This is a genomic window from Paraburkholderia sp. SECH2, from assembly GCF_030464795.1.
Lineage (GTDB): Bacteria > Pseudomonadota > Gammaproteobacteria > Burkholderiales > Burkholderiaceae > Paraburkholderia > Paraburkholderia aspalathi.
Genome location: NZ_JALPRH010000038.1, coordinates 1 through 12,379, shown reverse-complemented (window position 1 = coordinate 12,379; position 12,379 = coordinate 1). Strand labels below are relative to the sequence as shown.

13 protein-coding genes are annotated in these 12,379 nt (G+C 61.7%); 4 read left to right on the top strand and 9 right to left on the bottom strand.

Going from position 1 to position 12,379, the window contains the following annotated elements; all coding sequences use genetic code 11:
* Nucleotides 1–200: 200 nt before the first annotated feature.
* A complete protein-coding gene (locus M0D66_RS35290) occupies nucleotides 201–407 on the top strand; it encodes a hypothetical protein (RefSeq protein ID WP_211706194.1) in 207 nt (68 codons plus the stop codon).
* Nucleotides 408–552: 145 nt separating this feature from the next.
* Here the strand turns inward: M0D66_RS35290 and hppD are convergent, their stop codons facing one another.
* Entirely contained in the window at nucleotides 553–1,650 is a 1,098-nt protein-coding gene (gene hppD, locus M0D66_RS35285; RefSeq protein ID WP_093641104.1) for a 4-hydroxyphenylpyruvate dioxygenase, read from the bottom strand.
* A 158-nt stretch (nucleotides 1,651–1,808) separates the two neighbouring features.
* On the opposite strand from hppD, the gene M0D66_RS35280 reads away from it, so the two are divergent.
* Nucleotides 1,809–2,306, top strand: a complete 498-nt coding sequence (locus M0D66_RS35280; RefSeq protein WP_054043236.1) for an Lrp/AsnC family transcriptional regulator — start codon at nucleotides 1,809–1,811, stop codon at nucleotides 2,304–2,306.
* 82 nt (nucleotides 2,307–2,388) lie between these two features.
* Here the strand turns inward: M0D66_RS35280 and M0D66_RS35275 are convergent, their stop codons facing one another.
* The 8 genes from M0D66_RS35275 to paaA all read right to left on the bottom strand — a co-directional run bounded on the left by M0D66_RS35275 (nucleotide 2,389) and on the right by paaA (nucleotide 8,712).
* Nucleotides 2,389–3,057 carry a GNAT family N-acetyltransferase gene (locus tag M0D66_RS35275; RefSeq protein ID WP_093641109.1) on the bottom strand — a complete coding sequence of 223 codons (669 nt, stop codon included), beginning with the start codon at nucleotides 3,055–3,057 and terminating at the stop codon, nucleotides 2,389–2,391.
* A 242-nt stretch (nucleotides 3,058–3,299) separates the two neighbouring features.
* Nucleotides 3,300–3,908: a TetR/AcrR family transcriptional regulator gene (locus tag M0D66_RS35270; protein WP_093641112.1), complete on the bottom strand. Its 609-nt coding sequence runs from the start codon at nucleotides 3,906–3,908 to the stop codon at nucleotides 3,300–3,302.
* A gap of 14 nt (nucleotides 3,909–3,922) precedes the next feature.
* On the bottom strand, nucleotides 3,923–4,735 hold the full coding sequence (locus M0D66_RS35265) for a DUF1835 domain-containing protein (protein ID WP_211703922.1): 813 nt from the start codon (nucleotides 4,733–4,735) through the stop codon (nucleotides 3,923–3,925).
* Between the two features lie 154 nt (nucleotides 4,736–4,889).
* Complete coding sequence (paaE, locus tag M0D66_RS35260) at nucleotides 4,890–5,978, bottom strand: 1,2-phenylacetyl-CoA epoxidase subunit PaaE (protein ID WP_175053923.1); 1,089 nt, start codon at nucleotides 5,976–5,978, stop codon at nucleotides 4,890–4,892.
* 1 nt (nucleotide 5,979) lies between these two features.
* Nucleotides 5,980–6,522 (bottom strand): 1,2-phenylacetyl-CoA epoxidase subunit PaaD, encoded by a 543-nt coding sequence (paaD, locus tag M0D66_RS35255; protein WP_211703923.1) that lies wholly within the window; start codon nucleotides 6,520–6,522, stop codon nucleotides 5,980–5,982.
* A gap of 55 nt (nucleotides 6,523–6,577) precedes the next feature.
* Nucleotides 6,578–7,381 (bottom strand): 1,2-phenylacetyl-CoA epoxidase subunit PaaC, encoded by an 804-nt coding sequence (gene paaC, locus M0D66_RS35250; protein ID WP_093641123.1) that lies wholly within the window; start codon nucleotides 7,379–7,381, stop codon nucleotides 6,578–6,580.
* Nucleotides 7,382–7,389: 8 nt separating this feature from the next.
* Nucleotides 7,390–7,674 (bottom strand): 1,2-phenylacetyl-CoA epoxidase subunit PaaB, encoded by a 285-nt coding sequence (gene paaB / locus M0D66_RS35245; protein WP_007179854.1) that lies wholly within the window; start codon nucleotides 7,672–7,674, stop codon nucleotides 7,390–7,392.
* Between the two features lie 39 nt (nucleotides 7,675–7,713).
* On the bottom strand, nucleotides 7,714–8,712 hold the full coding sequence (gene paaA, locus M0D66_RS35240; RefSeq protein WP_256455938.1) for a 1,2-phenylacetyl-CoA epoxidase subunit PaaA: 999 nt from the start codon (nucleotides 8,710–8,712) through the stop codon (nucleotides 7,714–7,716).
* Nucleotides 8,713–8,928: 216 nt separating this feature from the next.
* Here paaA and M0D66_RS35235 point away from each other — a divergent pair, with 216 nt between their 5' ends.
* Nucleotides 8,929–10,554, top strand: coding sequence for an NAD(P)/FAD-dependent oxidoreductase (locus tag M0D66_RS35235; RefSeq protein ID WP_200653065.1), 1,626 nt, complete (start codon nucleotides 8,929–8,931; stop codon nucleotides 10,552–10,554).
* 333 nt (nucleotides 10,555–10,887) lie between these two features.
* On the top strand, nucleotides 10,888–12,156 hold the full coding sequence (locus M0D66_RS35230; protein WP_266212706.1) for an SGNH/GDSL hydrolase family protein: 1,269 nt from the start codon (nucleotides 10,888–10,890) through the stop codon (nucleotides 12,154–12,156).
* Nucleotides 12,157–12,379: the final 223 nt, after the last annotated feature.

Below are 12,379 nucleotides of genomic sequence, written 5' to 3'. Positions count from 1 at the left end.
CATCGCAGCGCGGGACTTGCGCTGAACGCGTCGGGTGACTTACCGCAGTGCAATCCCCCTGTAACAAGCTGTAAAAACTACAAATGTGGGGAACCGCAGTTGAAATGTCTGTCTAACACCCCACCTGCGAGCAATGTCTGCGCAACGCTCCGCATTCGGTGGAGCTTCAGGACAGCAGGGCAGTTAGAAAAGGAGTACGCATGAACACTAGAAACATCCAGACCTTCCTGATGGTTTCGGCAGCATTCTTTGCCATGAGCGCGCCGGTGCGCTCGAGTACAGCCTCGAACAGCGCAGGGACGCTGTCGAACGCGATCACCAGCACGGCGCAGGTCGCGCCGGCACGCATTGCGGTGGAGCGCATTGCACGATCCACAAAGGCCGACGAGGAAGACCAGAATTCGTGATGCATCGCTGAAGCGGCGTATCGGTTGAAAATTGGCCGTCGTCTGGGCTTCGGACCGCGGCATAAACGACGAAGGGCGAGGATCGCAAGATCTTCGCCCTTTTTTATGTCTCCCAGATTCCGCGTGGCTAGTTAGCCGTTAGTCGTCAGGCCTTGTCCTGAACTACGCCACGACGGATCTGATCCAGCTCGATCGATTCGAACAGCGCCTTGAAGTTGCCCTCGCCGAATCCCTGATTGCCCTTGCGTTGGATGATCTCGAAGAAGATCGGCCCGATCTGGTTTTCGGTGAAGATCTGCAGCAGCAAATCGTCGGGTGCGCCGTCGATCAGGATCTTGCGCTTACGCAATTCGTCGAGCGGCTCGCCGTGGTTCGGCACGCGGCGATCAACGAGTTCATAGTACGTGTCGATCGTATCGAGCAGCGAGATGTTCGCCGCGCGCAAACCGTCCACCGTGCGGTAGATGTCGTTGCTGCCCAGCGCGATGTGCTGGATGCCTTCGCCGTGGTACTGGTCCAGATACTCCTGGATCTGACCGGCTACGTCTGACCCTTCCTCATTGATCGGAATGCGGATTTTGCCGCACGGCGAGGTCATTGCCTTCGATTTCACGCCGGTCACTTTGCCTTCGATGTCGAAGTAACGCACTTCCCGGAAATTAAACAGACGCTCATAGAACTCCGCCCATTCCTGCATGCGGCCGCGATGGACGTTGTGCGTCAGGTGGTCGATGTAGGTCAGACCGTGGCCGACAGGGTTTGGATTCGCGCCCGGAATCGGTTCGAAGTCGACGTCGTAAATATCGATGTTGCCGATCGTGCTCGGCTCAGCACCGTTCTTGCCGCGCCAGCGGTCGACAAAATAGATCAGCGAGTCGCCGATGCCCTTGATTGCCGGGATGTTCAGTTCCATCGGGCCGGTCTTGTTGTCGAAGCCCCAGGCGCCTTTTTCCAGAGCCTGCTGGTAAGCCTTCGCCGCGTCCTGCACACGGAACGCGATGGCGCAGATCGACGGGCCATGCAGGCGCGTGAAACGTTGCGCGAACGAATCCTGTTCCCCGTTGACGATGAAGTTGATTTCGCCCTGGCGATACAGCGTCACGTCTTTGTGACGATGCCGGGCGACGGCGGTGAAGCCCATCTGTTCGAACAGCTTGCCGAGCGCCTTCGGATCCGGTGCGGTGTATTCGATGAATTCGAAGCCGTCCGTGCCGACCGGGTTTTCCCAAGTTGAAACCTGCATTGTCTGTCTCCATTGAGCGCCGGCGCGGGGTGTGCGAGTTAGCGCGACTGAATGACGCAAGTGTAAAGGCCGGCTGGCGACGAAAACTTGCGAACTTAATCGCGTGCCGATACGCTTGGGCTATTTTCTAGCTTAATTTTGAAGAAGGACGGCAGAAAGTGGCCAAAATAGAGATAGACGCCATCGACAGGCGCATTCTGGCGATCCTTCAGGAGAATGGCCGGCTGTCGAATCAGGAGATCGCGGAGCGGATCAACCTGTCGCCGAGCCCGTGTCTACGGCGTATCCGTCGGCTGGAAGAGAGTGGGGTGATTCGCGGCTATGTCGCATTGCTCGATGCGCAAAAGCTTGGACTCGATCTGCTCGCCTACGTCAACGTGCGGCTGGAAAAGCGCAGCGGTCCGGGACTCAGTCCGCGCGGCGACACTACGCATGCCGATCTGTTTCGCGCGGCAGTGCAGACGTGGCCGGAAGTGGTCGCATGTCACGCGATGACGGGCGACATGGATTATCTGCTGCGCGTGCAGGTGGAGGATATGGCGCACTTTTCACGCTTCGTGCAGGACCAGTTGCTGCACCATCCCTCTGTCATCGACGTGAAGACGAGCTTTTCGCTCGAGAAGTTCAAGGAGACGACAGCGCTGCCGATTTTGTGAGCGCCGACCGTGGTCAGTCGACGAACAAACAAAAAGGGCGGCCAGAAGGCCGCCCTTTGTTCTTCGCCGAAGCGCAGACCGCTTAAGCGGCCTCTGCTGCCGGCATGAACGACTCGAACAACTTCGACGCCTGACGTGCCTGGCGCTTGAGTGCGTAGTCGAACACGGCGGCTTGCTCCTGCAGCATTTCGGCGATGATGCTCGTCTGATCCGCCGGCGACAGCGTCAGATAGGCATCTGCCTCGCCGTACGCGTATTCGATCTTCATGCCGGCCTTCTTCGCGATGTGCATCATGGTCGAATTGCGCGACAGGCAATGCATGTAAAGCGTGGTGACGTGCGTATTGCGGCTGCGGATGGCGGCGCGCTCGAAGAGCTTCGAGCCAATACCTTGCCCGCGGACGCTTTCCAGCACTGACACGCCGAATTCAGCGGTGCGCTTGTCGCCTTCGGCCGGCAGATACGCCAGATGGCCGACGCCGGTGAGCTGCAACTGACTGTCGAACACGCCGAAGACCGTGTCGCGCGTGAAATCGATCGCGCGGACGTAGTTTTCAATGACGTGGTTCGGTACGACCTGGCCGAAGCGCAGAAGGCGGTCGTCTTCGCCGAGCGCGAGGAAGTGGGTCAGCAGTCGTTCGCGATCGATGGCGGTGAGCTCACGGACCAGAGCAGGCGCACGACCGCCTGGCTGCAATGGACGATCGTGTGCAACGATCGGCTCAGCGGCGCGGGGTGTAATCATGTTCATGGTCGGGTTCTCCTTTTAATCGAGCGGCATGGTGCACCGCAAAAACGATTTTAGCGGATATGCCGATTCCGAACTAGGGAAAACCCGTATCAAAAACTGAGGGCAGTGTCTAGAAAGTTAGCGCCCTATTTTTAATGCATTGATTATTAAAGAAAAATAAATTGAACGAGCGTTCGTGACAAGTTGTCGCGCCTAGACAACTCGTGGCAATTATTTCCTCTGAGCAATGCTGCCGTGCGCAATCAGCCTTGGGCAGAACTTAGTCCGTGATCCACCATATCGACCACCTGCTCGGCGAATTCCCGGTAACCCATCCGGCCGTCCGGCTTGAGCCAGGTGAACGTCCAGTTGATCATGCCGAACACCATCATCGTGAGGGCGGTCTGGTTTTCGCGTGTGGCGCGCTCCGGATAGGCGCGCGCCAGTTGCCGCGCAAATGCCGCGACAACATCGCGCTGGCGGTTCAGGATGACTTCGCGCTGGGTATCGACCAGGTACTTGACGTCGTTCAGGAGCGCGACGTGCCGGCTGTGCGACGTCTCGTACTCGGAGAGAAACGCCCGGATCAGCTCGGCGAACGTGTCGCGCTCGGACAGCCCGCGGCGTTGGCTTGCGCCTTCCACCTCCGCGATGATCAGCATCAGCCGCTTCGTGTAGCGGTCCAGCAGATCGAACAGGATCGCTTCCTTGCTCGCGTAATAGTGGTACAGGCGCGCTTTCGAGGTACCGCTCGCGGCCGCGAGATCGGCCATCGAGGTGCTCGGGTAGCTGGTCTGGGCGAATTTCTCCGCTGCGAGTTCGAGAATCTGGTCGCGTTGGGTTTCGTGGTCGGGGGCTCGGGTGCGGGCCATGGTCGTCTATTTTATTAGTGTGGACAGGGGGCAAGCGCCGCAGACAGTTCCAGCGTGCGCCATGCGCTCGCGTCGCCACGCAGCTTGATGCGACGGGTCGCGGCCAGTTCGCGGAAGCGCCACAGCACGATGCTGTCGCTCACCAGATAAAAGAGTTCAGCGGTCATCAGTTCCGCTGCAACGTGCGCGGCGGGCTGCCAGTCGCCCGTCACGTGTTCGAGAATCAGCGCGTCCAGATCGGCGAAATTGCCGCTCGTGAACGTGTTGTCTCGCCAGCGGCGCGTCTCGCCGTTTGCGTGCTTGGCTTCCTGCCATTCGAGCGCGAGCCGGCTGATGCGCAGAACCGAAATCGGCGCTGCATCGTCCAGACGCCCCTGCAGGACAGTCGGCGCGAACATGCCGACGGACGTCGCGCGATCTTTGCGGCTATGCGCCCAGGCGCCCGGATCGGTGAGGTCGCGAATCGACAGGCGCACTTCGTTCAGCCGTTGCGGGCTATTGCGCAGGTGATAGCAGACGCGGCGCAGCATCAATTGATCGGCCGCGCTTTCGCCGTGCCAGACCACCAGATTCGCGTCGCCCCGCGCGATGTTCTCCAGCGCTGCTGCCTGCTCGCGGAATTCGCGAAGGAAATCACGCCTCGTGTCCGCGCTGACACGGTCCCAGAACTCGGCTCGCACGTCGGGCCCGTCGTCGATGCCGCGCAATGGACCGACCGCCAGATCGTCGCGCAGTGCGTGCACGCGATCGTCGCGGCTTGCCTCGGCTAGCGCGGCCCGCAGTGATTCGGCGGCGACATCGCCGTTGGTGAGGTGGATGGTGCTCATCGGCAGTGGCTTGGGCTGGCAAAAAACGCAAATGACGAAAGGGGCCGCTCATCGATCGGGACAGATGTCCGATCGCGAGCGGCCCCTAGTGTAAGCGCATCGCGGACCTGCTGAAAGCGTTGCGGGTGTCGCGTGGCCACCCGGCGCGCTAGACTCAACGTTCGTCGTAACTCACCACCACCCGATCGCTGATCGGATGGCATTGGCAGGTCAGCACGAAACCGTCGCGGATTTCGTGCTCTTCCAGGGTGTAGTTCTTTTCCATCTTCACTTCGCCTTCGAGCACCTTCGCGCGGCAGGTGCAGCAGACGCCGCCCTTGCACGCGTACGGCAACGCGAGGCCGGCACGCAAGCCGACGTCGAGCACGCTCACGCCCTGATACGGCAGGCGCAGCTTGCGCCTTTTCCCGTCGAGGACGATTTCGAGGTCGGCGGCCGGGGTGTCGTCGGTGATTTCGACCGGCGGCACGCCCGCTTGCGGCAGCGGCGAACCGAAGCGCTCCACATGCACTTTCTCCGAAGGCACACCCGCGGCTTTCAGCGCGGCCTCGGCCGCATCCATCATCGGGCCGGGCCCGCAGATGAAGGCTTCGTCGATGGCATCGGCCGGCAGCAGGTTGTCGATGAAGGCGGCGCACTTCTCCTGGTCGAGTACGCCGTTGAACAGCTCAACGTCCTGCAAGTCGTCCGACAGCACGTGATAGAGCACGAAGCGGTTCATGAAGCGGTTCTTCAGATCCTCGAGCTCTTCCGCGAACATGATCTGATCGACGCTGCGGTTGCCGTACACCAGCGTGAAGGTGCTGCGCGGCTCGATTTCCAGCGTGGTCTTGATGATCGCGAGCACCGGCGTGATGCCCGAGCCGCCGGAGAATGCGATGTACTGCTGGCCCTGGTCGGCATTGAGATGCGTGAAGAAGCGGCCGTCCGGCGTCATCACGTCGATGGTGTGGCCGGGTTGCAGCGTGTCGAATGCGAAGTTCGAGAAACGCCCGCCGCGCACGCGCTTGATGCCAATGCGCAGTTCGCCGTCGCGGTCGTAATCGGTGACGCCGACGCAGATCGAGTACGAACGGCGCGTTTCCTCACCGTCGATGTGCGTTTTCAGCGTGACGAACTGGCCCTGCGTGAAGCGATAGTGGTCGCGCAGTTCGACAGGGACTTCGAAGGCGACCGAGACCGCGTCAGCGGTTTCGGGCCGCACTTCGCGGATACGCAGCGGATGAAATTGCGGGGTAGCCATATCAGTATGGTTTGAAGTAGTCGAAGGGTTCGCGGCAGTCGATGCAGCGGTACAGGGCCTTGCAGGCCGTCGAGCCGAATTGCGCGAGACGCTCGGTGTGCGCCGAGCCGCAACGGGGGCACGACGGTGCCGGCAGTGCGCGCGGCACGAAACGCAGCACTTTTTCCTGCGGCGGCGCGGCTGAACCGCAATTGCCCGTGGGCGGCGCGATGCCATAGGCGCGCAATTTCTCGCGCGCTTCCGCGGTCATCCAGTCGGTGGTCCAGGCAGGCGCCAGCACGGTGGCGATCCGATACGGCTTCAGTTCGGCCGCATCGAGCGCATGCGCGACGTCTTCGGCGATCTGCGACATCGCCGGGCAACCGGAATAGGTCGGCGTGATCACGACTTCGAGCGTGCCGTCGGCGGCGCGGCGCACGTCGCGCAGAATGCCGAGTTCACGAATCGATACCACCGGGATCTCCGGATCAGGCACCGTTTCGAGCACGGCCCATGCGCGCTCGAGCGTGGCGTCGGCGGTGGGCATGGCAGTCGAAGTCGTCATCGTAAAGTTCCGTTGGGTTCCGGTTGAGCGCTCGGGTGCGTGCTCAGGTGCGTGCTTACCAGGTGGCGCCGGGATGCTGGCGCGCGAGGCTTTGCATTTCGGCCAGCACGAAGCCCATGTGCTCCGAGTGCTCGCCATGCTTGCCGGCCGTGATGTGCTTGACCGCTTCGGGGAGCTTGAGCGTGGCCTGGTCGAGCGTGGTCTGGACGTCTTCGAGCCATGCTGCCTCGAGATCCGACGTCAGCGGCCCGATGCCGGCGGCGGTGATGGTTTCTTCCACTGCGTCGGCGCTGAAAAACTCGCGTGTGTACGGCAGCAGATAGTCCAGCGCGGCCTGCGCGCGACGATGCGATTCGTCCGTGCCGTCGCCAAAACGAATCAGCCATTCGCTCGCGTGGTGCACGTGATAGCTGGTTTCCTTGATCGACTTCGAGGCGATCGCGGCAAGCTGTTCATCCTTCGACGTAGTGAGGGCAGTCCACAGATGCGCCATCAGCGTCGAATACAGGAAATTGCGCACGATCGTAACCGCATAGTCCTTCTCGGCTTGCGCGGTGCCAGCGAGCGGACCGTAATGTGGCAACTCGGCCAGCGTGTAGTTGGCGAACTCACGTTCCGCGCGGAAGTATGCGTAGTCGTCTTCCGTGCGGCTTTTGCCTGTGAGCTGCTGTTCCAGCGAGGCGGCGTGCGTGTACAGCAGGCGCGCCTGGCCGATCAGATCCAGACTCATGTTCGACAGAGCGATGTCCTCTTCGAGGATCGGGCCGTGACCGCACCACTCGGCGTTGCGCTGACCGAGGATCAGCGCGGTGTCCGCGAGGCGCAGCACGTACTGCAGATGTTGGGGCGTGATGGTCATGGCCGCGCTTACATGTGGTTGACTTCGTCGGGGAGCGTGTAGAACGTCGGGTGGCGGTAAATCTTGTCGCCAGCCGGTTCGAACAGCTCAGCCTTGTCTTCCGGCGCGGACGCCGTGATCGCCGATGACGGCACCACCCAGATGCTCACGCCTTCCTGGCGGCGCGTGTAGACGTCGCGCGCCATGCGCAGCGCCATCGGCGCGTCGGCGGCATGCAGGCTGCCGCAGTGTTTATGGTCGAGTCCCTGCTTGCTGCGCACGAAGACTTCCCAAATCGGCCATTCCTTGTTCATCGCTGATCTCCTGATACTTTGTCTTGCTTGTCGCCGCCCTTAGGCAGCCTGCTGTTGTGCGCGCTGGCGCTGCTTTTCGGCGTGGGCGAGGGCTGCTTCGCGCACCCAGGCGCCGTCGTCGTGTGCTTTGACGCGGGTTGCGAGGCGTTCGCGGTTACACGGGCCGTCGCCATTCACGACGCGCCAGAATTCTTCCCAGTCGATGTCGCCGTAGTCGTGCTGGCCGCGCGCTTCGTTCCACTTCAGGTCCGGGTCCGGCAGCGTGACGCCGAGCACCTTGGCCTGATCGACGGTTGCGTCGACGAATTTCTGGCGCAGATCGTCGTTCGAGATGCGCTTGATGCCCCATTTCGACGACTGATTGCTGTGGATCGAGTCTTTGTCGCTCGGGCCGAACATCATCAGCACCGGCCACCACCAGCGGTTTACGGCTTGCTGGACCAACTCGCGTTGCGCTTCGGTGCCGCTCATCATCGACATCAGCGCGTCGAAGCCCTGGCGCTGATGGAACGACTCTTCCTTGCAGATGCGGATCATCGCGCGGGCATAAGGGCCGTAAGTGCAGCGGCACAGCGGAATCTGATTCATGATCGCCGCGCCGTCCACCAGCCAGCCGATCACGCCGACGTCCGCCCACGTAGGCGTCGGGTAGTTGAAGATGCTCGAATATTTGGCTTTGCCCGAGTGCAATGCGGCGATCAGCTGATCGCGCGACACACCGAGCGTTTCGGCCGCGCTATATAGATAGAGGCCGTGGCCGGCTTCGTCCTGCACTTTGGCCAGCAGGATCGCCTTGCGCTTCAGGCTGGGCGCGCGGGAGATCCAGTTGCCTTCCGGCAGCATGCCGACGATTTCAGAATGCGCGTGCTGCGAGATTTGCCGGACCAGGGTCTTGCGGTAGGCCTCAGGCATCCAGTCCTGCGCTTCGATCTTGCCGTCGGCGGCCATGACCGCGTCGAATTGCGACTGCTCCGGCGAACTCGCTGCCGTGTCGAGCGGGGCGACATTGCCGGGGATATCCAGGGATTGCGTGTACATGGGGACGCTCTCAGCGGAAGTTGTCTGTGTGTGTGCAGTATAAACCAACCGACCGGTCGGTTAATAAATTTTTTGAGAAGAATGGCTCTTTTCGATAGGGATACCTTGGGTTCGTCGCCGAGGTGTTTCGCGAGCGTCGCCGCCCCGCGCCGACACATAACCTATAAAATTGCGAATTGGCCGCGATTTGCGGCCTTCATGCATCCCCCGGTACTCATGTTACGTCTAAGCGAAATTAAACTCCCGCTCGATCACCCCGAAAGCGTTCTCGAAGCCGCCGTCCGCGCGCGCCTCGCTGAACTCGGCGTGGGCGAGGACGGGCTCATCCGGTACACCGTGTTCCGCCGCGCGCACGACGCCCGCAAGCGCACCGACATCAAGCTCACCTACATCGTCGACGTCGAGGTGAAGGATGAAGCGGCCGCGCTTAAGCGGCTCGCCGACGTGCCCCACTGCGCTGTGACGCCGGACATGACGTACCGTTTTGTCGCCAAAGCGCCGGCGCAGATGACTTCCCCGCGCCCGGTTGTGATCGGCATGGGGCCGTGCGGCCTGTTTGCGGGGCTGATCCTCGCCCAGATGGGTTTTCGTCCGATCATTCTCGAGCGCGGCAAGGCCGTGCGCGAGCGCACCAAGGATACTTTCGGGTTGTGGCGCAAGTCGGTGCTCAATCCTGAATCGAATGTGCAGTTCGGTGAAGGCGGCGCGGGTACGTTCTCGGACGGCAAGCTTTACAGCCAGATCAAGGATCCGAAGCACTACGGCCGCAAGGTGCTCGATGAATTCGTCCGCGCGGGTGCGCCGGAAGACATTCTCTATCTGAGCCGGCCCCATATCGGCACGTTCCGCCTCGTCAGCATGGTCGAAAAGATGCGCGCGACCATTCACGAGCTGGGCGGCGAGGTGCGCTTCGAGACGCGGGTCGAGGATATCGAAATCGAGCAAGGCAAGGTGCGCGGGCTCAAGCTGTCGACGGGCGAGCATTTGCGCTGTGACCACGTGGTGCTGGCGGTCGGCCATAGCGCGCGCGATACCTTCCAGATGTTGAGCGACCGCGGCGTCTATATTGAGGCGAAGCCGTTTTCGCTCGGTTTTCGGATCGAACATCCGCAAGGCTTGATCGATCGCAGCCGTTTCGGCAAGTTCGCGGGCCACAAGCAACTGGGCGCCGCCGACTATAAGGTTGTGCACCACTGCAGCAATGGGCGCGCGGTTTATAGCTTCTGTATGTGTCCTGGCGGCACGGTGGTCGCGGCGACCTCGGAGCCGGGCCGCGTGGTGACCAACGGCATGAGCCAGTACTCACGGGCCGAGCGCAATGCCAACGCCGGGATTGTCGTCGGCATCACGCCGGAGGACTATCCGGGCGGCCCGCTCGCCGGCATTGCGTTCCAGCGCAAATGGGAAGAGCGGGCGTTCGAGCTGGGCGGCGGCAACTATATGGCGCCGGGCCAGCTGGTCGGCGACTTTATTGCCGGGCGGCCGTCTACTTCGCTGGGTTCGGTGGTGCCGTCCTATAAACCGGGCGTGCATCCCACGGATCTCAGCACGGCGCTGCCGGATTACGTGATCGAAGCGATCCGCGAAGCGTTGCCGCAGATGGATAAGAAGATTGCTGGTTTTGCCATGCACGACGCGGTGTTGACGGGTGTTGAGACGAGAACGTCGTCGCCGATTCGCGTGCGGCGCCGGGATGACTATCAGAGCATGAATGTCGAGGGCTTGTATCCGGCCGGTGAGGGCGCGGGGTATGCCGGCGGGATTTACTCGGCGGCCATCGACGGGATCGAAGTGGCCGAAGCGCTTGCGTTGAAGATGGTTGGGGTGTCGGCGGCGGCTTGATGAGTGATGGGTCTGTCTGTGCGAGTGCCGAATGGCTGAGGCGGTGGCGGGTTCATGTGGGCGGAGCGCTATGCATCGTCATGCGGAATGACTGTCTCGTGGAAATCGCGCCGTGAGTCCCGCTGAGGGCTCTCTAGTGCAGGGCGAGCTGAATACGTACGGTTGTGCGCGGTTCGCCAAATACCCATACCGCCGCTCGCGGTACATTCGGCGCCGCGGCCCTGCGACCAGGCGCGGGTGATCGCACGATGGCGGTCGCGCGGTCGCGGGGTCCGCCGCGACAGCGATGGCGATCGGGCACAATGCACGTTTCGCCTCGAACTGACCACCCGAATGACCATTCGCACTCTGGCTGCCGCATGTAGCGCGGCGCTGCTTTGCCAATTCGCCGTTTCCCCGACTGTTTTTGCCGCCGATGCCCCGACGCACTGGGTCACCGCATGGGCGACGGCATTGCAACCCATTCCCCAACGATCGGATTTGCCGCCTCTATATCGCGCCCCTGAGGTCGCCGGGCGAACGGTGCGCCAGATCGTCTATCCGACGCTGTCCGGTAAAACCGCACGAGTCCATCTCAGCAACGAGTACGGCAAGACGGCGCTCGTTATCGACGAGTTGCGCATTGCGCGCTCGGCCGGCGGCGCGGCAGCGCTGGGCAGTGGGGAGGCGCGCGTGACGTTCGGCGGCAAGAGCGCGGTGAGCGTACCGCCGGGTGGCGAATTGGACAGCGATCCGGTCGCAATCGACATCGCCGAGGGCGCACCTTACGCGATCAGTGCGTTCATGGGGCCGGAACAACGGATCGTGGCATGGCATCGGGTCTCGAATCAGCTGAATTACGTTTCTGCACCGGGCAATCACACTGCCGATACTTCCGCTGACTCGTTTCGCGGCCGGTTCACGCAATATGTGTGGGTGACGGGTTTGTCGGTGGATGCGCCGTCATCGGCCGCTGTTGCCGCGATCGGTGATTCGATCACCGACGGTATGCGCTCGAGCCTGAATCAGAACCGGCGCTGGCCGGACGCGCTGGCTCGCCGGTTCGCCAGCACTGGCGACCACTCGACGGCGATCGTTAATCTTGGCATCAGCGGCAATCGCTTGTTGAGCGACTCGCCCTGTTACGGCGACGCGCTTGTCCGGCGTTTCGACAAGGACGTGCTGGAGCGCCCGGGCGTCAAGACGGCGATTCTGCTGATCGGAATCAATGACATCAACTTCGCGGAGATGCCGGCGCGTAATGGACTCGACTGCGACTTTCCGCATACCTCGGTGACAGCCGCCGACCTGATCGCCGGCTACCAGCGAGTGATTGCCGACGCACGGCATCGTGGCGTGAAGGTGTTCGGCGCAACTTTGACGCCTGCATCGCTGCCGGCGCCGCGGGAGACTATCCGCTTGGCGGTCAACCAGTGGATTCGAAGCAGCCATGCTTTCGACGGTGTTGTCGATTTCGACGCTGCGCTACGCGACCCGGCGCAACCGAGTCGTCTGCAGCGCGCCTTTGACAGTGGTGACCATATTCATCCCAGCGACGCTGGGTACACCGCAATGGCCGAAGCGGTTCCGGTGGCTGCTGTAGTGAATTCAACCCGGAAGTGAGTCGCCAAAAAAAGATTTTCGTCAAACCCTTGTCACATGACTGATGTTCGCCTATAGTTCGCCTCCTCGTTTGCGAACGAGGGCCGCGGCGGAAACCAGCGGCCGTAGCGTCAACAAGGTTTTAAGCGAAAGCGGAAAAATATTGTTGACAAAGCGAAAAAGAGCCTTCATAATCTCGTTTCTCTGCTGCTGATGCAGCGACGCAGAACGAAGCGGTGCCGGG

Bases quoted from the DNA above. Each gene is read 5' to 3' on its own strand.
- M0D66_RS35290 (WP_211706194.1), top strand. From the start codon at position 201: ATGAACACTAGAAACATCCAGACCTTCCTGATGGTTTCGGCAGCATTC.
- hppD (WP_093641104.1), bottom strand. From the start codon at position 1,650: ATGCAGGTTTCAACTTGGGAAAACCCGGTCGGCACGGACGGCTTCGAA.
- M0D66_RS35275 (WP_093641109.1), bottom strand. From the start codon at position 3,057: ATGAACATGATTACACCCCGCGCCGCTGAGCCGATCGTTGCACACGAT.
- M0D66_RS35270 (WP_093641112.1), bottom strand. From the start codon at position 3,908: ATGGCCCGCACCCGAGCCCCCGACCACGAAACCCAACGCGACCAGATT.
- M0D66_RS35265 (WP_211703922.1), bottom strand. From the start codon at position 4,735: ATGAGCACCATCCACCTCACCAACGGCGATGTCGCCGCCGAATCACTG.
- paaE (WP_175053923.1), bottom strand. From the start codon at position 5,978: ATGGCTACCCCGCAATTTCATCCGCTGCGTATCCGCGAAGTGCGGCCC.
- paaD (WP_211703923.1), bottom strand. From the start codon at position 6,522: ATGACGACTTCGACTGCCATGCCCACCGCCGACGCCACGCTCGAGCGC.
- paaC (WP_093641123.1), bottom strand. From the start codon at position 7,381: ATGACCATCACGCCCCAACATCTGCAGTACGTGCTGCGCCTCGCGGAC.
- paaB (WP_007179854.1), bottom strand. From the start codon at position 7,674: ATGAACAAGGAATGGCCGATTTGGGAAGTCTTCGTGCGCAGCAAGCAG.
- paaA (WP_256455938.1), bottom strand. From the start codon at position 8,712: ATGTACACGCAATCCCTGGATATCCCCGGCAATGTCGCCCCGCTCGAC.
- M0D66_RS35235 (WP_200653065.1), top strand. From the start codon at position 8,929: ATGTTACGTCTAAGCGAAATTAAACTCCCGCTCGATCACCCCGAAAGC.
- M0D66_RS35230 (WP_266212706.1), top strand. From the start codon at position 10,888: ATGACCATTCGCACTCTGGCTGCCGCATGTAGCGCGGCGCTGCTTTGC.